A 23,633-nucleotide genomic window follows, 5' to 3' on the forward strand; every position below is an offset into this window, starting at 1 on the left:
TTAGAAAAATCGGCGGCAACGACTTTCCTTTCGTTGCCGCCGAATGTCCATATGAAAATTCCAGGAGCTTATCTGGTTTTTCTACAACCTAATTTTCATAATAGACAGTCTCGGCCTTGTCCATAGCGCCATAAAATTCATCAAGCACTTCTTTGTCGGTCTCTTTGGTCATATAGCTCACCACAACCATCAGGATGGCCGAGGCAACCATGCCAAAAACGCCATACCAAACATTGCCCAGATCGTAGTGATAGGTCAGGAGTACGCCAATAATACCGACAATTGTAGAGACTAAGGCTGCCGGTGTTGTGGCTCTGCGCCAGTAGAGTGCTGCCACCAAGACCGGGAAAATCGGCATAACCAAAGCTATCGCAAACATAATCAAGGTCCACATCAGACTCGGGGGATTAAGCGCGATAACCAGTGCGCCGATACCCAAGGCAAAAACGGCACCACGGGCCAACAGCATGTTCACCTTGGGACTGACATTAAGCTTGAGCAATCTGTTGAGAATATCCTCGGAAATGGTGGAACCGGCTACTAACAGGTGCGAGGTAGCAGAAGTCAGTCCTGTAGCCAGTACACCCCAGACAAAAATGCCCATCAGTACGCCGGCATAACCCATGGATTGCGTGGAAATAATTCTTTCAATCAGGAGCGGAATGACCAACTCGGTTTCTTTGCCGCTTAAATCCGGCAGGAAGGCAATAGCCACAAAGCCGATGAACATGCATCCTGTCCAAACGATTAACTGCAGTGCGGGCTGCATAAGCATGAGCTTGCGCTGTCCGTCCATATCCTTGCCAAAATAACCGGCCCGGATAAATACGTCAGGCAGCATGATTGTCCAGCCAATCGCGCAGGCAATGGGGTAGCCAAACCGTGCAGAGTAAGGTGCCCACTCCTTGGGTCCGGGGTACGAGAACCAGTTGTTTTGCTTCTCCCACACACTGGATATAGCCGCAAACAAATCCCCGTTAAAGCCATAGTTAAGTACACTGATACCGATAGTCCATAAGCCGATCATAAATATCCATGCCTGGACAGTAGAGACCCACGCCACTGATTTTACACCGCCAAAAGGAATGAATATCAAAATAGCGATACCGACAAAGATGATGGCTGATGAGGCATCAATCAGCCCGCCGCTTGCCACATTCGCAGCGGTACCGCAAGCCAGGTAGGTAGCCGCCGCATAAGGCATGGAAACAGTAAAGAAAGTGACTGCCAAAATCAAACGCAAGAGAGGACTGCGGAAACGGTCCACGAAAAGATCCGCCTGGGTTGTGTAATTACGCTGCGTATTTAAGAGCCATACCTTGTTCATGACAAAGTAAGTGAAAACCGGGAACAACGGCATATAGCTCAGCTCGGACATATAGTAAGCAAAGCCGCCCCGATAGTAGCCGCCAGGGCCGGCGAAGAACACCCAGGTGCTCATCAGGGCCCCGATATAGGTCATGCAAAGAACAAACCAATGAATGCTGTTGGCAGCAGTATAAAACTGCCGGGCTGATTGTTTCTTCTCACGCCACCAAACATACACCCCGCAGGCGATAAGGGCGCCCAAGTAAACAATAAACAGTGCCCAGGTAGCGGTAACTGATAACATTTATTTTTCCTCCTTGGCTGCAGCCTCTTGCGCAGCGCCTGTCATTTCCATGTTGGGATTCTTTTTCAATCTTCTCTGTTTTGTCAACAGGATCATTCCCCCGTAAGAAACTATCCAGAGCGGCAAGATTGTAAGAACGCCATGCCATAAGGCTCCGTTTGCATCGCCGTATGCCGGAACTCCTGGAATGTTATACAGGGCGTAGAAAAGAATGATTAATCCCAGCCACCATTTTTCTGTTGTTTTATATTTTTTCCCCAAAATGATCCTCTCCTTTTTTCTGATGCAGTAACACAGTCTAAGGTTCGTTTCATCCCCCCTTACCAATGCCGGCAGCCGTTCTGGTCATCCTCTGACAGCCAGCGCAACTCACCCTTATCTTAATCTGTTGTCTGCCACTGCCGTTATTGACGACTATCCAAAACGGCAGCAGCGGCGAAACCAGGTTATCTGCCTTTCACACCCTTAAACCCCCGTTTTTGACAACAGAATAATCCCATATCAAGCATTACTTCACCCATCAAACAACGGCAAAGCCTATTAATGATCAGTGCTGCCAATGCCGTCGATTAATCTGCCTTTCTGTTTGGCAGCCAGGTATTTGTTCACTGCCTCTTCCACTTCCGCCCTTTTAGAGCCCGCAATATACTTGAGCTTATCTTTGCCACTTGTGGTCTTGAATGTTATGGCGGCTTGCCAATAAATGTACGTATGCTCTTTACCGTCTTTGTCTTTCCTGGTAACTGTCAGTTGGCTAATGCTGCCTTCTTTATTTTCCATAAATTATCCCCCCTGCTTTTACGTTTCCATTAGTTGTTAAAAGCGTAAATCAATCACCGGATTCGGGATTGCAAAAAGTATTCCCCCGGGAGGGTGAAATATTAACCTTTCTTCCTTTCCAAAGCAGCCTTAATGTCTTTCATATAGTTTGCCACCGGCAAATCGTGAACACGAACGCCGATTGCATCATAAATAGCATTACAAATTGCCGGTGCCGGAGTCAGACCACCGATTTCAGCAACGCCCTTTGAGCCAAACGGTCCGGTCGGATCTTCCGCGTCAACAAATATTACCTTCATGTTCCTGGGCATATTGTCAAAACGGGGAACCTTACATTTACCCAGGCTATCGGCTACATTAACACCGTTGACAACCTTAAAATCACTGACCAAACCGTAGTACATACCCATAATGATTGCACCCTCGATCTGGGTGGAGGCCGCCTCAGGATTGACAATCTGCCCGCCGTCGCAGGCCTCGGTTACATTCAAAACCTCAACCGCGCCAGTGGCAGGGTCGATTCTAACCACAGCGACCGTGGTATTGTACGCCACAGTATGATGCGGCATATAATCCTTGGGATCTACTTGGCCGTCCTCGTTGGCGTTGGGCAGCACCGGGTTGCTTTTAGGCAGAGTGAAATCCACTTCGACTACCAGCGTTTCATCAGACATTTCCGCCAGCTTTGCCAAAGTCAGTTTTTCCTCCCCGGTTTCTGTTACCAGTATTTTACTGTCTTTAATGGTTAGGCTATCGGCAGGCAAGCCAAGCAGCTTAGCGCTTTTTTCCAGCAATATGGCACGGAATTGCTCCCCTGCGACAATAGTGGGATGTCCCCATAAAAACAACCCGCGCGAAGCCATTACGCCGCCGCCAAAAGGCACGTTATGAGTATCGCCGGCCAGAATGTCATAGTCGCCCCAGGCAACGCCCGTAACCTCAGAAGCCATCTGGGCCAAAGAAGTGTGTGAGCCTTGTCCCATTTCCGTGCAGGCAATCCGGTAAGAAACCCGTCCGCCAGGCATCAGTTCAAAAGCCGCTCCGGCGTTTTCTACAGGTCCCAGGCCTCCGGCCACACTGCGCCAGCCGCTGGCAACCCCGATGCCGATAAGCTCACCGGGCTTCTTTAGGGGTAACAGCATTTCATCAATCACTGTTCTCACAGTTTTCAAAGTGTTTTTGTAATCAACACCAATTTTATCTGTTAAAATCTGACCGGTGGTCATGGGCAACCCCCGTTCCAAACCATTGATCTCCCGTATGGTCACCGGATCAATACCCAGCTTGCCGGCTACCATATCAATGATAGATTCTGCAGCAAAATGGCTTTGCAGCGCGCCGAAGCCCCGGAAAGCTCCTGATACCAGATTATTCGTATAGACCCCGGTGCCCTTCAAATCCAGGTTAGGAATGTAATAAGGCCCGGTGCAATAAGAGATCCCCTGCTCCAGAACTCTGGGCGTCCAGGAAACATAAGCACCGGCGTCTGCCATGATATTCACCTGCATCGCCAATATTTTGCCGTCCTTGTTGGCGCCGACTTTATAAGTCATAAAGTACGGATGCCGTTTCGGGTGAGTACGCAGCGAGTCCTTGCGTTTAAGCACCATTCTGGCCGGACGCCCGGTTTTCATTGTCGCGATAGCCACCAGAGCATGCACCGTAAGCTCGGTTTTACCGCCAAAAGCACCGCCTGCCGGTAAATGGACAACCCGAAGCTGATCTGCCTTCAAATGGAGCACATCCATAAGCTGGACCAGATCCGCAAACGGACTTTGATTCGGCGCATAAACAGTCAGCACATTGTTTTCATCGTAAGCGGCCAAAGCACCGTCCACTTCTATCCAGGCATGTTCCTCAGGCGGAGTGCTGAACTTTTCTTCAAGTACCACATCGCATTCAGCAAAGGCTTTTTCCACATCACCCCGGTGTAAGGCAACCTCTTTACAGATATTTCCTTTTTCGCCGGCCACATAGGCATTCCAATAAGGCGGCAGTTCCGGGTCCGGAATCAGCGGCGCATCCGGTTTGAGAGCATCCTCAATGCTGAACACTCCCGGCAGCACTTCATATTCAACCTTTACGGCTTCCGCGCCCTTTTCGGCGGCTTCTTCATTGTCGGCAAATACCACCGCCACCATATCCCCGATATACTTGACCCGTTTCTCGCACAGCACCTGCTGATCAGGAGCCAGTACGCCATACCGTTTGTTGCCCGGAACATCCTTGGCGGTAATGACCAATTGCACACCGGGAACCTGATACGCCGGCGCGGTGTCTATGGAAATCACATCAGCATGAGGATGAGGGCTGTAGACGGCTTTACCATACAGCGTATTCTCGAAATAATAATCAGCATAAAACTTGGTCTCACCGCGGACTTTTTCTTCCAGATCCACTCTGGGAATAGACTTGCCAATGAAGCTGCCCGGTTTTGACAGATCCAGGGGAACATAGTCCGGATACTCTTCGCCCCGCAATACAGCAGCGGCTTTATTAACTGCCAGAATGACCCGGGGGTATGTGCCGCAACGGCACAAGTTGAGCCGCAGGCCCTTTTTAATTTCCTCCTCGGTGGGGTTGGGATTTTTCTTTAAAAGTCCGTGAACAGCCATAATAAGCCCCGGCGTGCAAAAACCACATTGCACCGCGCTGTATTCAACAAAAGCCGCCTGCACCGGGTCTAGCCTGCCGTCCTTGGACAGCCCTTCAACGGTTGTAACCTGTTTACCCTGCATATCCTCCGCATAGAACATGCAAGAGCGTTTGGTCTCGCCGTCAATCAGCACGGTACAAGCACCGCAGGCCTTTTCCTCGCAGCCCCGTTTAGTTCCGGTCAGACCAAGGTCTTCCCTGAGAAAATCCAGCAAGCATTTTTTGCTTTGCCCAGCAGGCGTATATTGAACTTCCTGCCCATTTACGAAAAATTGTATCATTAAAATACCTCCTCGTATTTTGTGCTCTGTCCTGGGTGGAAAAACGGGAGTTAACCTTGAGCAGCTTGCGTGCAAATCAAATCCGGAAAAATGTTTTTCATCTCATAATCCAGCATAGTTTCCTGAACTCTACAGCAGGCAGCTATTAGATTGCCTTTCTTTTTTTGCCTCACGGCTTCGCGCTTGACCTGGTTCAAAGCCTGTTTGACTTCCCTGCCGTCTAATTTGTTCACACCGATAACAACATCCAGGTCCTTAATATCACTGCCCGGGTCGACCTGACCGGCCTTAGCAACAATAACATGCCCTGACTTGACATAAGAGCAATTTGCCAGATGTGTGGCCAGTGCATCTGCCAGGATACAGGTGGCAGAAAAGACACTTACCCCCTGGGCGATGCCGCGGGTCAGGCTTCTTCCGCCCAGACCGCTTGTGGCAACACCGCCAATGCCGTCCTCAGCACGAATGGTCAGAGAACGGTCTATCACGCCCAGTTGCAGGCTGCTCATGATTCCCAGCTTGACTTCAGTCCCTGGCGCAAGCCGCAGAGCGACATCGCCGCCGTTGTTGACCATGGCCCGGCTTGCGCCCTGGGAAACCAGCCAGTCTGCCACCGTATCAGAGACAGCCCCGGCAACTGTGGCCATCGGCGTCAGGGTAGGCTCACCGACAGCTAACACTCCCTCCAGCATTTTGCCAGGCAGTCCGGTCAGCAAACCGCGTTGAATCTGTTTCGGGTATAACCGCAGATAAGCCAGTGATGCCGTAATTTCCTCAAGTGCAGCGTTGATTACATCATAAGCCTCACAGCACAAGTCTGTGAGCGGACTGCCGTCCTTGTCAGCCATGACAACCATGGACGTCGGGCCGTAGTGAAAATATACTTTACCGGGCGCTAATATGCGCCATGGGTGCAAACCATTACTATCATGCGGCATCATAGCATCCCCTCCATTGCGTCCCTGATGAAGCAGTTTACGAAGAGATGGTTTTGGGACGCTCTACTTTAACAATCTTGCATTTGTTGTTTTTCATAATTTCCTCAATAGGCCGGATGGCTTCCATATACCCGCCGATTTCCTTATATGTTTCTTTGGTCATGGTGACCTCCATCGGACAGACACTTGCCGGGGTAGGAACCCAGGCAAACGCGCCTTCAGGCATATGTTCAACCCATGCTTCTGCGGTAATGCCGCCGCCCGGGAAGATGTGAACAGGCTGACCGTTAATCGTGTACCGAATCTTGCCGGCTCTCAGCGCTTCATTGACATTACAGGAGCGTTCACGTGAAATGACGTCACGGATACCGCCGCCGAACCCGGCGACAACCGACACATGACAGTTGCAAGGCTCACAATTATCGCGAATATACTGGATAACCTTCGCAACCTTGGGCGGTAGGGGCTTCTCGACAGGTTCCAGGTTCTCATTCAACTCAAAATATACAGCGCGCACAGCCGTCGGCTCGGTAATCACCAGGCGCAGACCGGGCCAGGCAACATTCTTGTCAATGGATTTGATGGCATCCCTGGCTTCCATTACGTTAGAACCGCCCCAACCGCTGCCGGGAATGCCGAAATAACGCCCTGGAGAACTGTAGGTGCCTACCGGAGTAATACCGCTGTCCTTATAGCCGTAGCGCAAACCGGCGGTGGTATGGGCAGTCATCTTGGATGTAATATCATAGTCGATGGTGATAACCTCATCTACAATCTGCTCGCCCCAGCGCTCCAGCGTAAAGGTTGTGGCACCGACAGTCCCGCAGCCAATGCGCATGCGCTCTGCCTGCACGCCGTCAATAATCGGCGGCTTGCCATGCTGCAGTACCAGCTCCTTGACTGATTCGGTACGCAAGGTAACTGCTTTTTTATTGAGCAGGTCGCAGGTTGTACGCATTACCATGTGACCGCCCGGACTGGTATTAAGATGTGAACCGCCAATATAAATCATCTGTGAGCCATATTCAGCGGTGTTAATGTAACCGACAATAATGCCTTCACGTCGTACCGGTGTACCGTTATCGCCCAGAAATTCATCGGTGTCCACCTTTACGCGGGCACCATTGAAGGACAGTACCGTCTCAGTAACGCAGGATACCACTTCCACGCCATCAATGACAGCCGAAGAAATTACCTTAGCAGGCACGTCAGCGGAATAAAGGTTGGAGCCTGCGCCAAAGCCCAGCATCAGCGGAAAGGTAGGCAGCTTGGTGGACGGATCAATCGAAATGGTGGCCGGATCCACAATGTTATAGGGCTCGGTGCGCTCCAGCCTGCCATTGACATTTTGATACCGCTGGCAGGCACCCAGCCGCATTGGCGGAATGCTGCAATGTATCGGACAGGTTTCACAGACAACGGCCTCAGGAGATGCCTGGGTTACTTCAATTGCAGCAGGCTTGCAGAGCTTGAAGCAAACGCCGCAGCCAACACACAGCTCGCCGATCGTTGCTTTTTTGTCATTGATGGCTATGGCATCTGTCGGGCAATTCTTGGCACATATTCTACAGCCGACACATTTTTCGGTTATTACCTGATATGTTTTGCTCTCGTACATAAATTTGCTCCCCTTTAATCTTTTTATAACGCCTTGCCTTTGGTTTCAATACCCATAACTCCTACGGTAACAGCAGCCAGGATAAACGCCCCGGCAACTAATGACACTGCACCGGTAATACCGATAATACCCATGGCATAGCCAATGGCTATCGGCGAAACCATGCCTCCTACCCGTGAACAGGCAGAACCCATGGCTGCTCCTGTTGCGCGAAAAGCAGTCGGGTAAAGCTCTGGTGTGTAAGTATAACTTACCGCGATAATACCGGAGATAAAGAATGAGGTTACTACGCCAAGCCCAATAATATGGAATGATTCAAGAGTAGGTAAGCCTAATGCCCAGCCAAATGCCAGCGTAGCTAAGAAGCCGCATAGCAAGTTTCCGATCAGCACCGGCTTTCTGCCATACTTATCCATTAGGAAGGCAACTAACACCTGGTTTGGCAGATACGCCAACTGCAGGAAAATACTGTACAGGAAGGATTGCTCCATCGTACGGCCGCTCTTCATTAAGAGCGAAGGCAGCCAGGAGAAAAGCCCGTAATAGCCAAACATGTTCAGGAACCAGAGGATCATCAGCATGATGGTTACACGCCTGTAATTCACAGAATACAATGCCCCGAAGGACGGCTTTTGTTCAACAATCACATCTTTTTTAATCATATCTTCCGTCAGAGGCGGAATCACATCAGTTTTGGCGACTTGCCGTTCAATATCATCAACAATGGCCAGTGCTTCTTCTTTTCTGCCCTTCATGGCCAGCCATCTGGCCGATTCAGGAATGTAACGCTGAACAATGAAGAGGTATAGCGCCGGTGTAGCCCCGGCAACAAAAGCCCACCGCCAGCCATCTTCCAGACCGGCAATGACAAAATAGGCAAGCAGCGCAGCCAGTATCCAGCCGACTGTCCAAAAGGTAGTCAGTAGTCCCTGGGTTTTCCCACGGTCCCTGGCAGGAGTAATCTCGCCCATCAAGGTATAGATTATCGGCGGCAATCCCCCCAGCCCCAGGCCGACAATGAAACGGAAAAATACCAATGAATATATATCCCAGGCAATAGCACAACCCAGTGATGCAATGGAAAATACTAACATAGTCCATTTTAAAACCGCTTTACGGCCCATGCGGTCACCGGCAATGCCTCCCAAAAAAGCGCCTGCGATCATCCCGATCAGACCTGAGCTTAAGACAATCCCCATCTCGCCGGGACTTAAGTTCCACGCCTGGGCAAGTGCTGTCGCCACAAAGGTAATCAATGCAATATCAAAAGCATCAAAAGCCCAGGTAGCACCGCAAATTCCTATCATCTTGTAGTGGTATCTTGATAAGGGCAGTCTATCCAGCCTTGCCGTAACAAGAGCCGTGATATCATGCTTTTCCACAAAATCCCCTCATTTCAATATAGCTGCCCTCTGGGCACATAGTATCGAATTATGGAGGACAACTTTTATCGCTTAGTCCGACATGCTGAAATGCCGCTTGGCCAACAATAGTGCTTGTGTGGGCCTGTATTCGGCAAGCAAGCCGATGGCATACAACAGATACGATTTGTCAATAATTATCCTGCTGTCTTGTGCAGGCAATAAGGATATGCCTGGATTCTGCAAAGCCTCTCTGACAACGGCCATTGCTTCATCGGTTGATAAGCCGGTAAAAACACCGCCGACAACAATCACCGTTTTTACTCTGCGCAAATCTCTGCCAACCGGAGTACCTGGCACAATACCCATAACCGGGTCAAAGCTCTGCGCGATATAACCGGCATGGCGTTTGAAAGCAACCTCCACAGCCGCTCTTGCCATGGCATGGTCAAACAGCTTATCCTGATCAGACACAGCCAGGTATTCAGGATTTGCCTCCAACTGGATCGCATAGCAGTGCAGGGATTTTTCCAAGGCTTCTCCTGCAAGGCCGACACCGGCGAGAATGGCCTTTTCCCCGGCAGCCTCAATGATGCCCCGTGCACTTACCCGTAACCCTAAGTTACCTTCCACAGTGCGATACGACAATTGCTTTTCATTGGTTACCACCAAGCCTTTTTCTTCTATTGACAATTCTTCCATATACGGCAGAACCGAATGAATATCGGTTGTTGCTCCGCCAAGATCAACAACAGCCAGATTACCCAGTCCCTTCTCCTCACGCGTGCCTTTAGCCAACAACTCTGTGGCTAAAAGTACCGCTCCCGGCGTAGGAATAACCTTATTAACTGTTAAACGGTCAAGTAACTTGCCTAGCCCTTTGGCCTCGGTAATCTGATGAATAAACTGTTCATGAATGGCTTCGCGTGCAGGCTTGACATTTAAGCTGTGAATGGTCGGCATAACATTGGGAACACGGATGGTTTGAATGCCTGCTTGTTGAAGGAGGGCTTCGGCTTGCGGCTGTATGCTGACATTTCCGGCAAGAACAACCACTGCTTTCACCTTGCTGTCTACGATCAACTGCGCATCTTCTATAAGCGATGCCTGATTGCCCCCGTCTGTACCACCGGCTAACAGAATAATATCCGGCTGAATCTCACATAACATTTCCAGCTTGTTTTCCGGTTTATCTTCAAAAGACATGACCTCCAGCACTCTGGCTCCGGCATTCATGGCTACTTCTTTGGCCGCTTTAGCCGTCACACGCGGCATATAGCCCATAGCTACCATCCGCAAACCACCGGCAGCACTGCTTGACGCCTGGATGTTGCAGGCCGCGATGCTGTTAACCTTGCACGCTGCAGCCAGTCCCTGCAAGGCCGAACCCAAGCCCTGATTAATATCCGTTACAGTGGTAGGTGCCTGCGCTCTGGCCAGCCATATTAATTCACCATCTATACTGTCAATTGCGGTCGCTTTAGTAAAAGTGCTGCCGACATCCAACAAGATTGTATCAATCAACTTTTCGCTCACTATACTCATGCCCCCGCCACTTACTCGCTCTTGCCAGTTGCCTGCTCTGCGTGTTCATACACCCATTGAACCACATCTGCCGGTTCTGTCCCTGGGCCAAAATGGGCATCCACTCCCAGAAAGCCGGTACCTTCCTGCTCAATTTTTTGGTTTACCGCCGCATGCTCTTCCTCTTTTTCGGCAATGCGTCCGCCGGAAATTAAAGCAGTCTCCGCTCTTATTCCAAGCTCTTCCATTCTGGCACTCACCCGTGGGTACAGCGCTGTTCCCAAGCCAAGCAGGTTTGTCACACCGACAACCTGAGCTTTGGCTTCTGCGGCAACCTCTGCCACTGTTTCCGGCAGGTTCATGCCTCTGAGGTAAATAACTTCATACCCATCCTTTTCAAATGCTTCACGAATGGTATTTATGCCCACCACATGGGCATCAGCCCCCACTGTTGCCAGTACAACCTTGGTCTTCTTGCTGATTTCTACCGGCTTTTGGACCTGTACCGGCTCGCTTGTAAAAGTAAGGTACTGTTCGTCAATGCTGGTTGGGCCATAGCCCGGAACATACCGGCGGATACCGTCTTTATCCCGGTGTGTACGCACGCCGCGTTTAAGGTCCCAGCCGCCGGCCCGCGGTGAATCCATGATGCCGTTCTTACCTGCCGAAACAATCAGATCAATCAGCTCTGCATCACCATAACTGCGCCAGAAATTCGGGGTAATATCCTGAGGTGCCAGCATTCCATCCCGCCCTAATACGGCAGACAGCACCGCCATGGCCTCGGCAATAATTTCTTCTTTGCGTGCATCAATAGCAGCATTCTGTATATCTATATCTGCCGTATTGTCAAATACATTATAGGAAGCCCACATGGCCTTGGCCATGGAAGCACCTGTCGGTATGCCAACAGACTCGGCTGCCTTGGGACGGTAGAAATTGGCTTTGCCTAACCGCGCACTAATAGCCATACGGGCAAAATGTGCCTGCTCTACGATAAGATCGGCCGGCGGATTTTGGAAGGTTTCCGGTACTACAATCAAGGAATCGCTCCACATCGTCTCTTTAAAGGCCCGCATGGCTGCCAGATCGGCCAGCAGGTTAATACCGGCGACATTCATCTGCAGACCGCTCAGCTCTTTAGGCAAACCGGCCAAAACAGCCAAACCTTCTGCCAGCAGGCACATAGCCAGCGCCATGCCGTCTGTTCCGCCGATATTATTTAAATGCTTATGAGAATCGGTCTGGACAAATATTTTATTTTCTGCACAAATTTGCAGTGCCCGGTAGCCGTTAAGCACCTTGGTTTTATAATCATGAATGCCGCGTCCGCCGAAATGGACGTGAATGACAGGGCCGATATCGGTACCGTCAAAGCCGGCAATCAGTGCATTAATAATGGATAAGTGCGGTGTATCGCCAGTAGCATTAATCCGCATAGGATGTTTGCTGCCTCCGCCCAATTGGACCAATTCCCGTTCCCCGGCAGGCGTAATGCCACCTTTGCCGCGTGACTGCTCAATCAGCTCAGCCCCGTTAAGCGGATCGATGTGACGCGTAGCCTCAGAATGGACAAATTGGAAGATAGTCTCGTTAAATTGTTCGGCCATTTTGTACATGTCAAGCGATTCTTTATAGGTTTCCTCTGCCGAATTACGGCCAAGAATGGGATTCATTACCGGAATACCTGTCTGCTCCGCTTTTTGCGCCAGTTCCCAAATACGATAACCGCTGCGTTCTACTCCGGCTACCACACGCGGATATGGGTCAGGAAGGCCGGTTACATCTCCATCTTTAGTCACCTGAGGCATGGGCACCTTAAAAACTTTTTCGTAAGCCCGCACACGCTCCTGGTCAGCAATAATAATTTCTTTTGTCTTTTTCTGCATATCACTCTATTCCTCCCTTAGCCCCCGGCCGCTAAAAACAAAAACATTATCACCCGGGCATTGTCTCCTAGGACAATCTTTTTAATATTGATGTTCTTTCATTCGCTCTCTCTTTTAAGTCCGCGTCCGGACATATAGCGTACACGCCTGCTAATTATTAATGCAATTAGCGTGCCAATTCAGTTTTTTCACAAACTTATTACATATTTAGCACTTTTTCATCTGCTAATAACAAATCCAGGCATCATAACTTTGCAAAAATGAAAAGATATAATGCCTGGACCTTCTTTAAACATGCATCAAAGTTGGTTTTTTTAAAATTAAAAAAATTTTTGCAAAAGTGCAAAAATAATGTCTTTTTACACTTAAAATCGCTTCCAAAGCCTCTGGATTCTGCCCAGGGGCTTTAGAAGCGCCTTATTAGACATCAATTCCATATTTCTGCATTTTGCGCCATAGTGTACTCACGCTAACCCCCAAACGCTTTGCCGCCAAACTGGATTTGTATTTTGCATTTTCTAATGCAATTTTTATGATTTCTTTTTCATACTCCATAACATAATCATCCAATGTGCGACCATTTTCATAAAGGCTGGCCTTGCTGACTTCCTTGATTTTCTGGTTATGCAATATGATATGCTGCGGCAGATGATGCAGTAGAATCTCCATTTCCGTATACTCTGCAACATTCACCGCAAATTCTATAGTATTTTCCAGTTCGCGGACGTTACCTGGCCAATTGTACTTTTGCAGGGCATCCATCGCCTCGTTACTAATCTGCTTGATTACTCTGCCAAGATTCGTGTTGTATTTATTTAAAAAATACTCTGCAAGCCGAGGTACATCTCCCTCTCGCTCGCGCAGAGGCGGGATGGTAATTCGGATTACATCCAGCCGATAGTATAGATCTTCACGGAACTTCTTCTCCTTGACTAATTCCCGCAAATTTTTATTTGTCGCGCTTATGACACGCGTATTCACACGAATAGGCTTGCTGCCACCGATGCGGGTAACTTCCTTTTCCTGCAGCACACGCAGCAGCTTACTCTGCAAGTTAAAATCCAGTTCATTAATTTCATCAAGAAAGATTGTACCACCATCGGCCTGCTCGAACGAACCTAGCATTCCACCCTTTTTTGCCCCGGTAAATGCACCTTCCTCATAACCGAACAGATGGCTTTCAATCAGAGAATCTGGCAGCGCACCACAGTTTATGGCCACAAACGGCCCGCCTGAATGGCTGGCATTGTGAATGGCCTGCGCGAACATTTCCTTGCCGGTTCCAGTTTCACCGACAAGCAAAACTGTCGAATTGCTGCGGGCAATTCGCACAGTCTCCGACAAGGTGCGTTTAATGGCCTGACTTTCACCGATGATATCACAGATATTATACTTAGTATTCTGCAGGCGTTTGACCTCCTGCATCAGCTTTATACTTTTCTTAGAGGTAGTGGCATTGTTCAGGATTAGGCAGCAGTCACTGGTAATCGGGATATATGCGACATAAACACCCTCAGCATGGGTGGACATGGTGACAATAGGTTCCTTGGATGTGATGGACCGCCTGGCCTGCTCAAAGTCGCCTGCTACTTCAACCTGTTGCCCATTGGAGTCAAAGCTGATAATCCGCTGACCCATTTTGTCACACATGGTCGCATAACCGCCCGCAATCCTTGCTATACCCGGCAGTGCTTTCTTCATGGCTTCTTTTAAATTTTCCTCGTTGCGAATGCGCTGCGTATCTGTACTGACCAGGACATAGTTATTAATAGGAACTGCCCAGGCCATACAGTTCTGGTCATAGCGCGCCGGTCCAATCAGCGGCCGCTTCTCCTTAATACAGCGGGTGGCCATCTCATACACCTGGTTCTTAAACTGGGAAAGTTCTTCTCCCTTGTAATCATAATTGGTAATCATGACTCCGTTGGAGTCTGTTAAGGTCGCATATCCCCCAGTGATTTTTGCAATCATCGGCAACGCTTCGAGTAAGATTTTGGTTTGCTCGTCGTACATTAACAGTCCTCCCTTAAGTTATCCAATCTATGTAAACCCCGGTCCGGCAATGCCCGAACAGTAATTTACATAGATTACAGGATATTACCAAAACTTCACTAGAATCAAGTAATCCCATAGGGCTATTTTAACATAATAAATCTACGTATGTATAGATATACAAGGTTGTTCCACTATTAGGAATAAACAATAACATAAAGCTTGTAGTAATTATTACTACAAGCTTTAATGTTATTACTATGTTAGGCTAAGACAATGCCCAACCGCCTGGCCGCTTCTGCTGCCTGCTCCAACGAAGGCGAAGCATCGCGCAAATGAACCCTGCCGCCACCGCGATTTAAGGTGTCAACCCAACAGGTCATTTGATCTGTCTCAATGGTTATCTTTTGGATGTAAGCTTCCGTACCCTCAACGATGTTTACTTCAATCCCTGCTTCGCGAACCTTTTGAACGGCCACATTGTACATCTCGTAATCTGCGGTCGAACTGCCAAAGGCAGCACCCATCAATACCCCGGGAATGTTGATGGCCCGGCGTGCAAACAGTTCCGGATACAATTCCACCGTTATTTTTCGGATCGTCCCCTGAGCCAGTTCATGCGCAATACGCGCTGCATTAGTCGGCGAACCGACAGCCTGGCTGCTGCCGCCGACAACAGCCTCACCCAAGGTATTGGTAATTGGCAAAGTTTGCTTGGCAAAATTTTGCGATATGGCATCGGCATTTTTCAGTGTTTGCTCAATTTTGGCCTGCTCGGCATCCTTGACATGCTGTTCCACCAAATCTTCTACCTGGGGCTTGCGTTTAAAAAACGGCTCCATAAAGTCCACCACAGTCGGCACCAAATGCTTGCCTGACTGGACGTGAACCTGGCTGGCCATGGCAAACATCACATCAATCGGCACATTAACATCAATGTCTACCCGCAAGAGCAGCTTGGCGGAGTACATACCGATCATAACAGCACCGGCAATGTGTGTTGTACACAGAGCCGGGACCAGCACGCGCGGTGTGCACGGAACACCGATGGTGGGAGATAGTGCCAATACCATGGCTTTTTCCATCTGCTCAGGTGTTCCTTTCATCAATGCGACCGTACCGGCTGCTATACAGGGTGCACCAGCACCAAAACCCTCCATATTGCAGCCTGTCGTCACTTTGCCGGCACGGAACAGTCCGCCGATTTTTAAAAACAGGGCAGCAATCTCTGCGACTTCTCGCTCACTGTAACCGGCACGCATCATGGCCATGATATAGCCTGTATAAGGACAGGAATCCCCGGTTCCGGCGCAAGGTCTGAGGCCAATACAGTGATTGCCCACCTGTGCAGCCTGTGTATACAGCAAAACATCATCAAGGAACTTATCGTCAAAGCACTTGGGACCCTCGATTTTTCCCAGCTGTGACGCAACCGTACCAAGCAGGATACTTTCGCCGTCCTTTAGCCCGATTTCAATGGCCTGCAAATTATGGCGGTACTGCTCCATAACATCCGCAAGAATCTCTTCTTGCGATTTCCCTGTCTGCAGCTCTGCTTCGGCCAATACAACATCGACAACAGAAACGGCAAACTCCTTTGCCAGGCCAATCATTTGTCCCATGGTAACAGGTTGCAAAACTTCCAGCCTTTTCTTCAACGTCGGCAACTTACTAACCCCTTTCCCGCGGGTATTTATTTTTTATTCGCAAACAAACTGATCCTCAATCTTCCCAAAATCCTGCAGGCCGACCAGCTGGTTAAACTCTGAAAATACGATCATATTGTCCATGCTTGTAGCTGTAGTTCCATCAGCTTTCAGCTGCTGCATAAGCTGGAACATGGCTTTAGCTGTGACATAGGTAGAAGCCGTCGGATAAATCACCAGACGGTAACCCACTTCCTGCAATTCCTTATTGGGAATCAGCGGTGTGCGGCCACCCTCGACCATGTTAGCCAGTGACGGTATTTTTATTGTGCTGTTGACCAGACGCATTTCTTCTACAGACTCTACAGACTCCACGAAGATGATGTCGGCACCTGCTGCCTCATATGCCTTTGCACGGCGCAGCGCCTCATCAATGCCGTGTACGGTGCGGGCATCAGTGCGGGCGATGATGCACATATCCACATCCTTGCGCGCGGCAATAGCAGCCTTTATTTTACCTACCATTTGCTCCAGTGAGACAACTTTCCGTCCGGACATATGCCCGCAGCGCTTGGGCGCGACCTGATCCTCAAGCTGAATAGCCGCCACACCGGCAGCCTCATACTCTTCTACCGTGCGCATCAGGCCAACGGCATTGCCAAAGCCGGTGTCGGCATCTGCAATCACCGGAATATTTACGGCGCTTACCATCTTGCGGGCGCGGTCAAGCATTTCTGTCATCGAAAGCAGGCCGATATCAGGCTTGCCCAGCGCACTTGCCGCCTGCCCATATCCGGTCATATACACTGCTGAAAACCCGCACTTTTCCACAACACGCGCAGTCAATGCGTCATGCGCACCAGGCGCGACAAGGATGGCTTTATCACGCAGAAGCTCTCTGAGTACTTTTCTTTGTTTCATTGTCTGTCTCCATTCCGCCTTTATGGCTTTTGATTACTATGAATTCGAACCCAGCATCATTCTGAGTCTATGTAATAACAGGTTCCTTCCATAATGCGCCTGGCGGTACGGTTAACCTCAGCGCGCGTCAGCGTCCAATCGCCATTTCTTTGTTCGGCTGCGACATTCAGGGCAATGACACCGGCCGGATGCCCGATGCGCACCGCAATGTCTTTACCGCGGTCTTTCGCCATCATTGCCTGGTGCACAACGGTACCCTCAATACGGGCAGCCGCTCCTGTGCAGGTTGTGGCAGTACCGGCATAGGTCTTGTGCGTCACCTGCATAAATAAGAGGCGCGAAACAAAATCCACATCACTTTCGGCGATAGCCTTGCCTGTTGTGAAATCATTGTAGCCTTGAGCAGGTGCCACATAAGCCACCATCGGAAAAGCGGGAATTTCTTTGACAGCATCCTCCCACTTGCCGCACAGGCCCATCATAACAGCAGCCTTGCCGCGAATTTCCTCCAGTGCTGCCAGCAGCTTGCCATTCTCGTCAATTTGTTTGGGCGTTTCGATACCAGTCATACCGAGGTCAGCAGCACGTACAAACACCACCGGGTTAGCGGCATCCACCAGTGATGCCTGGATTTTGCCGAAACCTGCGACTTCGATTTCATCAAGCACATTGCCGGTTGGCAAGAGCTTGCCGGTTGCCGAACCTGCTGTGTCGGAAAAGTCGACGACTACTTCTGCGCCTGATCCGGGAACACCCGCAATAACATAATCGCCCTTGACCTTGGCCTTGCCGCCCTCGACCTGTACCTTCTCATACAGCATTTTTCCGGTATTGGTATTTAGAATCCGTACAGTGGTTACCGGCTCCTCAATCTGTACTAAGCCTTCATCAACGGCATAGGGTCCTACGGCGGACGAGATGTTGCCGCAGTTGCCGGAATAATCAATGAGGGGCGCAACGTAGGACACCTGGCCGAAGGTATACTCTACATCGGCATTAGGCTTGTCTGACTTTGCGATAATGGCAAGCTTGCTTGTTAATGGGTCCGCGCCGCCAAGTCCGTCAATCTGGCGGACATCAGGACTGCCGAATACCTTTAGAATAATCTGATCCCTCTTGGCCTTATCCTGCGGCAGATCCTCCTCACGAAGAAACATGGCCTTACTGGTGCCGCCACGCATAATGACGGTGCGAATTGATTTTTGATCCATTTACCTATTCCCCTCCCGTTAGTTGGCCAGACTGCAACTGCTCACCACGTTCTGACAGCTTTTCGCGCACACGATTAATCAGCCCTCCGGCATGTAGTGTTTGCAAGCTTGATGCCGCCAACGGTTTAAGCACATAGCCGGTTTTCCGGGTCAAATTCGTAAGTGTTGCAGCCTGAATGTTAATTTCGAAAACATCATTGTCTTTTGCCTCAGCCGTAATCTGGTCAATGCAATCACAAGTGATAACCGGCAGCCCAATATTTATGGCATTCCGGCGGAAAATGCGCGCAAAGGATTTGGCAACAACCGCGCGTATACCGCAGGCTTTTAACGCCACAGGTGCCTGTTCGCGCGATGAGCCGCAGCCAAAATTGTCACCAGCGACAAGAATATCACCGTGAGCGGCAATTTTGGCAAAATTGGGGATTGCACTGCCGCCCAAGGCCGCCTCGCCGAGGCGCTCCGGCGGCAGCGACATGGCGTAACCAGGCAATATCTGATCTGTATCCACATTGTCTCCAAGAAAAAAAGCTCTGCCTGTTCCGTCCATAGTTACACCTCCTTTGTTATGGTACCAGGCAGCACAAGGTATCCGGCCACAGCGCTCTCAGCAACCACGCGCGGCGATGCCAGGTACACTTGCGCGGCCTTGTCACCCATACGTCCCGGGAAGTTGCGGTTGGTAGAAGATACAGCCACATCGTCCTTGGTCAACAGCCCCTGATGTGAACCGAAGCAAGGGCCGCAGCCCGGATTCATGACAATAGCCCCCACATCACGGAACACCTTCACCAGACCGTTTTCCTCCATCTGCTCAAGGATTCTGCGGGATGCAGGAACAACCACCAAGTTAACATGGGAGGCAATCTTGCGGCCTTGCAGAACAGACGCCGCAATCTCCATATCCGAATAACGGCCATTGGTACAACTTGCCAGCACAGCCTGGGTAATCCGTGTGCCAACCAGTTGACTAAGCGGCTTGACATTGCCTGGCGAAGAGGGGCAGGCCGCAACCGGAACAATCTCTGCGGCATCAATATCGTACTCTGCCGCACCAGGCCCCGGATCGCCATTGCCCTGGTCGATGTAGCCAATCATGGCACCGCACTCAATCATCATGTTAGCGATTGTCATCTTTTCCTCCGACGGCAGCGAAACAATGGCATCTCCGGTGACAATCACCGCACAGTCAGTAAAGCCGTTAGTTGTAAACTTTCCTATTATATGTAAGACGATATCTTTACCATAGACAAAGGGGTTAAGCTTGCCGTTAATGCGGATGATATGCGTCTCCGGCACCTCCAGATCAAGCTCGCCAAGTGCCATAACAGCAGCCGCCTCAGTGGAACCGAGCGGAATTGCCACCGCGCCATGTGCACCGGCAGTACAGGTGTGGGAATCTGCGCCGACAATGATATCGCCTGCGCTATACAGCCCCTCTTCATACGCCACCTGGTGCAGGACACCGTCCGACCTCTTGTAGAACTGAACACCAAAGTCCTCATGAAACGCCTGCATCGTCCGGTGCTGCTGGCGGGACTCAACGGTAGAGGACGGTATATTATGATCAATGAATAATACCACCTTCTCGGGATCATATACCCGGGAAACACCAATTTTCCGAAACTGTTCAATGGCAATGGGCGCGGTCACATCATGGGCCATGACCAAATCCACCTTGACGGTGATTTCCTGCCCTGGCTTGACATGATCAAGACCGGCCTTTTTGGCAAGGATTTTTTCTATGACATTCATTACTGGGCCTCCTCGCGAACCTTGATGTCGCACAAGGCTTCACCCAGCTTAATCACAGCTGAGATATCTTCGGCACCCAACCCGCTGGCACGTGCTATCTCATAGGCCTGCTGCGCGATATTGCCCAAAACCAACGGTACTTTTAATCCCTTGGCAGTATCGACTGCCAACTGGAGATCCTTATATTGCAAATCAATCATAAAGCCTGGTTCAAAGTTGCCTGCAGCAATAAACTTCTTATACTTTGCCGTCAATGCATAAGAGTTGCCTGAACTGTTGCTGATAATCTGATAAAGTACCTCCGGCTTAATGCCTGCCTTGACCCCCAGACATAGTGCCTCGGAAACTGCCACCATATTCACTCCAAGCAACAGGTTGTTAACAAGCTTGACGGTGTCGCCTGCACCGATTGCGCCCACATGATCGATCTTGCTGCCAATTGACTGTAAAACAGGGAGAGCACGTTCGAAATCTGCTTGTTCGCCGCCAACCATGATGCTCAGAGTACCCATTTGTGCCCCTGCAGTACCACCGCTGACCGGCGCATCAATGATGTTTACGCCCTTTGCTTTAGCTATGCCTGCAATTTTTTGAATAGACTGCGGTGTAATACTGCTCAAATCTACAATCAAAAGACCCTGTTCGGCACCCTCCAGAATACCGCCGGGCCCCAGGACTGTTGACTCTACAATAGCCGAGTTCGGCAACGACAATAATACAATTTCCTTGCCTCGCGCAGTCTCTGCCGCATTGGCTGCTTTCTTGGCGCCAAGTGCCACTGCCGCATCTACCGCCGCCTGTCCAATATCAAATACTGTAACACTGTGACCAGCCTTAATAACATTTGCAAGCATTTTAGAGCCCATTGCACCTAATCCGATAAATCCGAGTTCCATAATTCTACTCCCCCTAATTAAGGCACATTTTCTATTGCTTATCTTGTTGTACCCCCACCCCGTGCAATGCCGGAACCTCCAGGGAAATTCCGGCATTGCAGCATGCAGGGGAATACAGCAGTTTACTTATTTGGTGATGAACTCAGGCTTTCTGGAAGCGCCGGGCACGTTCTTGCAATGCGGCATCCGCAGTTCGCCGTCAAGAATGACAAAGCTTGTGCTGCACATATTACCGGACTGCAGCGTCTTAAACGGGCAAGTATCATAGCCGAAGCCATCCAGGAAAATTATGTCAAGTTTGTAGCCTTTTGCGATTTTGCCGTGGTCCAAACCATAGCAGTCCGCCACATTGCCGCTCGCCATGGCAATGAAGGTGGCAGGATGAACATCCTGATAAGTATTGCTTAAGGCGGCTATGCTCAGCCACAGGCCTAACGGCGAGTAACCGGACATGGAGGGCACATTGGTGCCAAACATTAACTTATCAACCTTATTGAGTGATTTAGCCAGCTTGTAGACATTGCGCAGAATACGCACATTGCCATGGGCCAGCATATCGTAATAGAAATCGCCTTCCTTGAGTACCTTTTCGATATCGGCATCACTCATGGGTGTAGGGCCGCCGTTTAACGAGCAAATGACATTAGGGTTTATTTTCAGTAAATCATCGGCATTGTAGCTCGCGCAGCAAGCTTTTACCGGGCCGCCGGAGTGGGCTGTAACCACCATACCGTGCTTGCGCGCCATTTTGGTCAGTTCGGCCGCTTTAGCAACATCCTGCACAGGGCTCTTGCCGACCTCGCCTACAACCTTGATGCCTTCGGCCGCCATCTCCGCAAAGTCGCTGTCCTTAAGACCGTCAACCAGCATCAACGCACCGCCATATACCTTGGAGCCTAACGGACGGTAAGTGTCCCAAATCTGTTTTCCGGCAACAGCGACTGCCTTTACGCCAGCTACGGTATAGGGCATACCAGGCATACTGCTGCCGACAGAAATCATACTGCCGGTGCCGCCGGCCATAAAATTAGTAGCAAAGTCTGTAGCCTTAAACTCGACCAGATAGTCGTTCATCGGCGGATGTGCATGGGCGTCAATCAAGGCCGGGCCAACATCCAGCCCCTTGGCATCAACAACAGTCGTGGCTGCAGCTTCAAGGTCTGCTTTCGCAGCACCTACATACTGGATTACGCCGTTTTCTGCGTAAATAACCTCTGCATCCAGAATCGGGTTATTCACATCGCCGCTTGCAATGGTTCCTAAATTTTTAATATATATTTTTTTCATACTGTTTCAGCTCCCATTTTATTTCTGAGATACGGTACACAATCCGTTCTTAGCAAACTTGGTTTTTGGCTGGAGCGGTGTTGACGCCAGCACCTTGTGCTACGATCTCACCATCAATCATGACCATGCTGATACCCGGAAGGGTGCCGTCCGAAATGGCAGCCGTTGCATCCTTAAGCGCAGAACCGGCAGGCGCATCACAAATTACAAGGTCTGCCCAGTTTCCGGCCTTGACAATACCGGTATTCTGTAAATTAAACGCCTGTGCGGTATTGCCTGAGGCCATGGCAATGGCTTCACCGACACTTACATCACAGAAGACCGAGGCAAACAGAACCAACTCCCAAATACCGTGCGGGAAGACGCCGAATCCGGACGGGCAGTCGTTGCCAAACACTACGCGGTACAGTGCGTTTTTCTTCTTGGCATAATGGATGACCTCAGCATTTGCATCAAGGCTGCCCAGTTGCGGACGGGTAATCTCAATATGGGATTTTGTCTCATCAAAATAGCGGTGGATCTCATCTGCCGGAACTCTCCCCAGCGAAACATGGCATATGACATCAGGTTGCAGCCCAATGATAGTTTCGGGGTCGATGGTGTTGGAGCCATGCAGATAGGATGCACCACGGTGTATGGTGACCTTCAAACCGGCATCTTTGGCCCACTTCATCATCGGTCCTGCTGTTTCGACTGTAATTGCACTGCCCAGGCCAATCTCACCGGTGCATTTGCAGCCCATGTCGACAAATTTCTTAAAATCCGCTTCCGCAGCGTCTTTATGCATTATATAAGCGCCGCCATATAGTTTCATCTTGGCGGGACGAACATTGTCAAAGGTTTGTTTGGCAACAGTAGCCAGTGCACGCATACCCTCGGCATTTTTCGGTTTTCCGGGAATATGAGTCTCACCGACACTGATTAGGCCTGTTACGCCGGAGCGTACATACGGATCAATCCAACTCATGGCATTCTGCCTGGGAGTCCACTCACCAATAACCGGATGGGTATGACTGTCAAGCAGGCCAGGCATAACGGTGGTGCCTTTTACATCAACCACCTTGGCGTCGCTGGATGCAAGATTATTGCCGACCTCTATGATCTTGCCATCCTCGATCAAAATGGAGTCTGCTTTAATAACAGGCTCATTAATATCTCCGGAATACAGGCAGCCTATATTTTTCAGTAAAATTTTGGCCATAAAGCGATCCCTCTTTTTCTGAATTATTCACGCACAGGTTATCCGTGTGCTTTTGTTATCTCTTTA

The 23,633-nt window shown here is 50.0% G+C and carries 18 protein-coding genes; all 18 read right to left on the reverse strand.

Annotated elements, in window-relative coordinates; all coding sequences use genetic code 11:
- Positions 1 to 88: 88 nt before the first annotated feature.
- The 18 genes from SPSPH_RS17405 to SPSPH_RS17490 all read right to left on the reverse strand — a co-directional run bounded on the left by SPSPH_RS17405 (position 89) and on the right by SPSPH_RS17490 (position 23,567).
- Positions 89 to 1,612 carry a sodium:solute symporter family protein gene (locus tag SPSPH_RS17405; RefSeq protein ID WP_075756990.1) on the reverse strand — a complete coding sequence of 508 codons (1,524 nt, stop codon included), beginning with the start codon at positions 1,610 to 1,612 and terminating at the stop codon, positions 89 to 91.
- Positions 1,613 to 1,873, reverse strand: coding sequence for a hypothetical protein (locus SPSPH_RS17410; RefSeq protein ID WP_075756989.1), 261 nt, complete (start codon positions 1,871 to 1,873; stop codon positions 1,613 to 1,615).
- Positions 1,874 to 2,152: 279 nt separating this feature from the next.
- Positions 2,153 to 2,392: a hypothetical protein gene (locus SPSPH_RS17415; RefSeq protein ID WP_075756988.1), complete on the reverse strand. Its 240-nt coding sequence runs from the start codon at positions 2,390 to 2,392 to the stop codon at positions 2,153 to 2,155.
- A 101-nt stretch (positions 2,393 to 2,493) separates the two neighbouring features.
- Positions 2,494 to 5,328: a molybdopterin-dependent oxidoreductase gene (locus tag SPSPH_RS17420; RefSeq protein WP_075756987.1), complete on the reverse strand. Its 2,835-nt coding sequence runs from the start codon at positions 5,326 to 5,328 to the stop codon at positions 2,494 to 2,496.
- Between the two features lie 50 nt (positions 5,329 to 5,378).
- Entirely contained in the window at positions 5,379 to 6,269 is an 891-nt protein-coding gene (locus SPSPH_RS17425) for a UPF0280 family protein (protein ID WP_109298211.1), read from the reverse strand.
- 34 nt (positions 6,270 to 6,303) lie between these two features.
- Positions 6,304 to 7,884, reverse strand: coding sequence for an indolepyruvate ferredoxin oxidoreductase subunit alpha (locus SPSPH_RS17430; RefSeq protein ID WP_075756986.1), 1,581 nt, complete (start codon positions 7,882 to 7,884; stop codon positions 6,304 to 6,306).
- A gap of 23 nt (positions 7,885 to 7,907) precedes the next feature.
- Positions 7,908 to 9,266 carry an MFS transporter gene (locus SPSPH_RS17435; RefSeq protein ID WP_198930976.1) on the reverse strand — a complete coding sequence of 453 codons (1,359 nt, stop codon included), beginning with the start codon at positions 9,264 to 9,266 and terminating at the stop codon, positions 7,908 to 7,910.
- A 72-nt stretch (positions 9,267 to 9,338) separates the two neighbouring features.
- Complete coding sequence (locus SPSPH_RS17440; RefSeq protein ID WP_198930974.1) at positions 9,339 to 10,781, reverse strand: glutamate mutase L; 1,443 nt, start codon at positions 10,779 to 10,781, stop codon at positions 9,339 to 9,341.
- Positions 10,782 to 10,801: 20 nt separating this feature from the next.
- Complete coding sequence (locus SPSPH_RS17445; protein WP_075756984.1) at positions 10,802 to 12,658, reverse strand: cobalamin-dependent protein; 1,857 nt, start codon at positions 12,656 to 12,658, stop codon at positions 10,802 to 10,804.
- 420 nt (positions 12,659 to 13,078) lie between these two features.
- Positions 13,079 to 14,671, reverse strand: a complete 1,593-nt coding sequence (locus SPSPH_RS17450) for a sigma-54 interaction domain-containing protein (protein ID WP_075756983.1) — start codon at positions 14,669 to 14,671, stop codon at positions 13,079 to 13,081.
- 242 nt (positions 14,672 to 14,913) lie between these two features.
- Complete coding sequence (locus tag SPSPH_RS17455; protein WP_198930972.1) at positions 14,914 to 16,317, reverse strand: L-serine ammonia-lyase, iron-sulfur-dependent, subunit alpha; 1,404 nt, start codon at positions 16,315 to 16,317, stop codon at positions 14,914 to 14,916.
- 33 nt (positions 16,318 to 16,350) lie between these two features.
- Positions 16,351 to 17,217 carry an isocitrate lyase/PEP mutase family protein gene (locus tag SPSPH_RS17460; protein WP_075756982.1) on the reverse strand — a complete coding sequence of 289 codons (867 nt, stop codon included), beginning with the start codon at positions 17,215 to 17,217 and terminating at the stop codon, positions 16,351 to 16,353.
- A 56-nt stretch (positions 17,218 to 17,273) separates the two neighbouring features.
- Positions 17,274 to 18,428, reverse strand: coding sequence for a 2-methylaconitate cis-trans isomerase PrpF family protein (locus tag SPSPH_RS17465; protein WP_075756981.1), 1,155 nt, complete (start codon positions 18,426 to 18,428; stop codon positions 17,274 to 17,276).
- Positions 18,429 to 18,432: 4 nt separating this feature from the next.
- Positions 18,433 to 18,978, reverse strand: a complete 546-nt coding sequence (locus tag SPSPH_RS17470; RefSeq protein WP_075756980.1) for a 3-isopropylmalate dehydratase — start codon at positions 18,976 to 18,978, stop codon at positions 18,433 to 18,435.
- A 2-nt stretch (positions 18,979 to 18,980) separates the two neighbouring features.
- Complete coding sequence (locus SPSPH_RS17475; protein WP_075756979.1) at positions 18,981 to 20,183, reverse strand: 3-isopropylmalate dehydratase large subunit; 1,203 nt, start codon at positions 20,181 to 20,183, stop codon at positions 18,981 to 18,983.
- Positions 20,183 to 21,079 carry an NAD(P)-dependent oxidoreductase gene (locus SPSPH_RS17480; protein WP_075756978.1) on the reverse strand — a complete coding sequence of 299 codons (897 nt, stop codon included), beginning with the start codon at positions 21,077 to 21,079 and terminating at the stop codon, positions 20,183 to 20,185. The genes SPSPH_RS17475 and SPSPH_RS17480 overlap by 1 nt, the downstream gene beginning before the upstream one ends.
- Before the next feature lie 126 nt (positions 21,080 to 21,205).
- On the reverse strand, positions 21,206 to 22,366 hold the full coding sequence (locus SPSPH_RS17485) for an amidohydrolase family protein (RefSeq protein ID WP_075756977.1): 1,161 nt from the start codon (positions 22,364 to 22,366) through the stop codon (positions 21,206 to 21,208).
- A gap of 49 nt (positions 22,367 to 22,415) precedes the next feature.
- Positions 22,416 to 23,567 carry an amidohydrolase family protein gene (locus SPSPH_RS17490; protein ID WP_075756976.1) on the reverse strand — a complete coding sequence of 384 codons (1,152 nt, stop codon included), beginning with the start codon at positions 23,565 to 23,567 and terminating at the stop codon, positions 22,416 to 22,418.
- Between the last annotated feature and the right edge of the window lie 66 nt (positions 23,568 to 23,633).

It is taken from the genome of Sporomusa sphaeroides DSM 2875, assembly GCF_001941975.2.
In the GTDB taxonomy this organism is placed as follows: domain Bacteria; phylum Bacillota; class Negativicutes; order Sporomusales; family Sporomusaceae; genus Sporomusa; species Sporomusa sphaeroides.

What these genes read in the sequence shown, in the direction of transcription:
- SPSPH_RS17420 (WP_075756987.1), bottom strand. Translation starts at nt 5,328, where the DNA reads ATGATACAATTTTTCGTAAATGGGCAGGAAGTTCAATATACGCCTGCT.
- SPSPH_RS17445 (WP_075756984.1), bottom strand. Translation starts at nt 12,658, where the DNA reads ATGCAGAAAAAGACAAAAGAAATTATTATTGCTGACCAGGAGCGTGTG.
- SPSPH_RS17485 (WP_075756977.1), bottom strand. Translation starts at nt 22,366, where the DNA reads ATGAAAAAAATATATATTAAAAATTTAGGAACCATTGCAAGCGGCGAT.
- SPSPH_RS17430 (WP_075756986.1), bottom strand. Translation starts at nt 7,884, where the DNA reads ATGTACGAGAGCAAAACATATCAGGTAATAACCGAAAAATGTGTCGGC.
- SPSPH_RS17450 (WP_075756983.1), bottom strand. Translation starts at nt 14,671, where the DNA reads ATGTACGACGAGCAAACCAAAATCTTACTCGAAGCGTTGCCGATGATT.
- SPSPH_RS17465 (WP_075756981.1), bottom strand. Translation starts at nt 18,428, where the DNA reads ATGGATCAAAAATCAATTCGCACCGTCATTATGCGTGGCGGCACCAGT.
- SPSPH_RS17480 (WP_075756978.1), bottom strand. Translation starts at nt 21,079, where the DNA reads ATGGAACTCGGATTTATCGGATTAGGTGCAATGGGCTCTAAAATGCTT.
- SPSPH_RS17475 (WP_075756979.1), bottom strand. Translation starts at nt 20,183, where the DNA reads ATGAATGTCATAGAAAAAATCCTTGCCAAAAAGGCCGGTCTTGATCAT.
- SPSPH_RS17460 (WP_075756982.1), bottom strand. Translation starts at nt 17,217, where the DNA reads ATGAAACAAAGAAAAGTACTCAGAGAGCTTCTGCGTGATAAAGCCATC.
- SPSPH_RS17470 (WP_075756980.1), bottom strand. Translation starts at nt 18,978, where the DNA reads ATGGACGGAACAGGCAGAGCTTTTTTTCTTGGAGACAATGTGGATACA.
- SPSPH_RS17405 (WP_075756990.1), bottom strand. Translation starts at nt 1,612, where the DNA reads ATGTTATCAGTTACCGCTACCTGGGCACTGTTTATTGTTTACTTGGGC.
- SPSPH_RS17490 (WP_075756976.1), bottom strand. Translation starts at nt 23,567, where the DNA reads ATGGCCAAAATTTTACTGAAAAATATAGGCTGCCTGTATTCCGGAGAT.
- SPSPH_RS17425 (WP_109298211.1), bottom strand. Translation starts at nt 6,269, where the DNA reads ATGATGCCGCATGATAGTAATGGTTTGCACCCATGGCGCATATTAGCG.
- SPSPH_RS17415 (WP_075756988.1), bottom strand. Translation starts at nt 2,392, where the DNA reads ATGGAAAATAAAGAAGGCAGCATTAGCCAACTGACAGTTACCAGGAAA.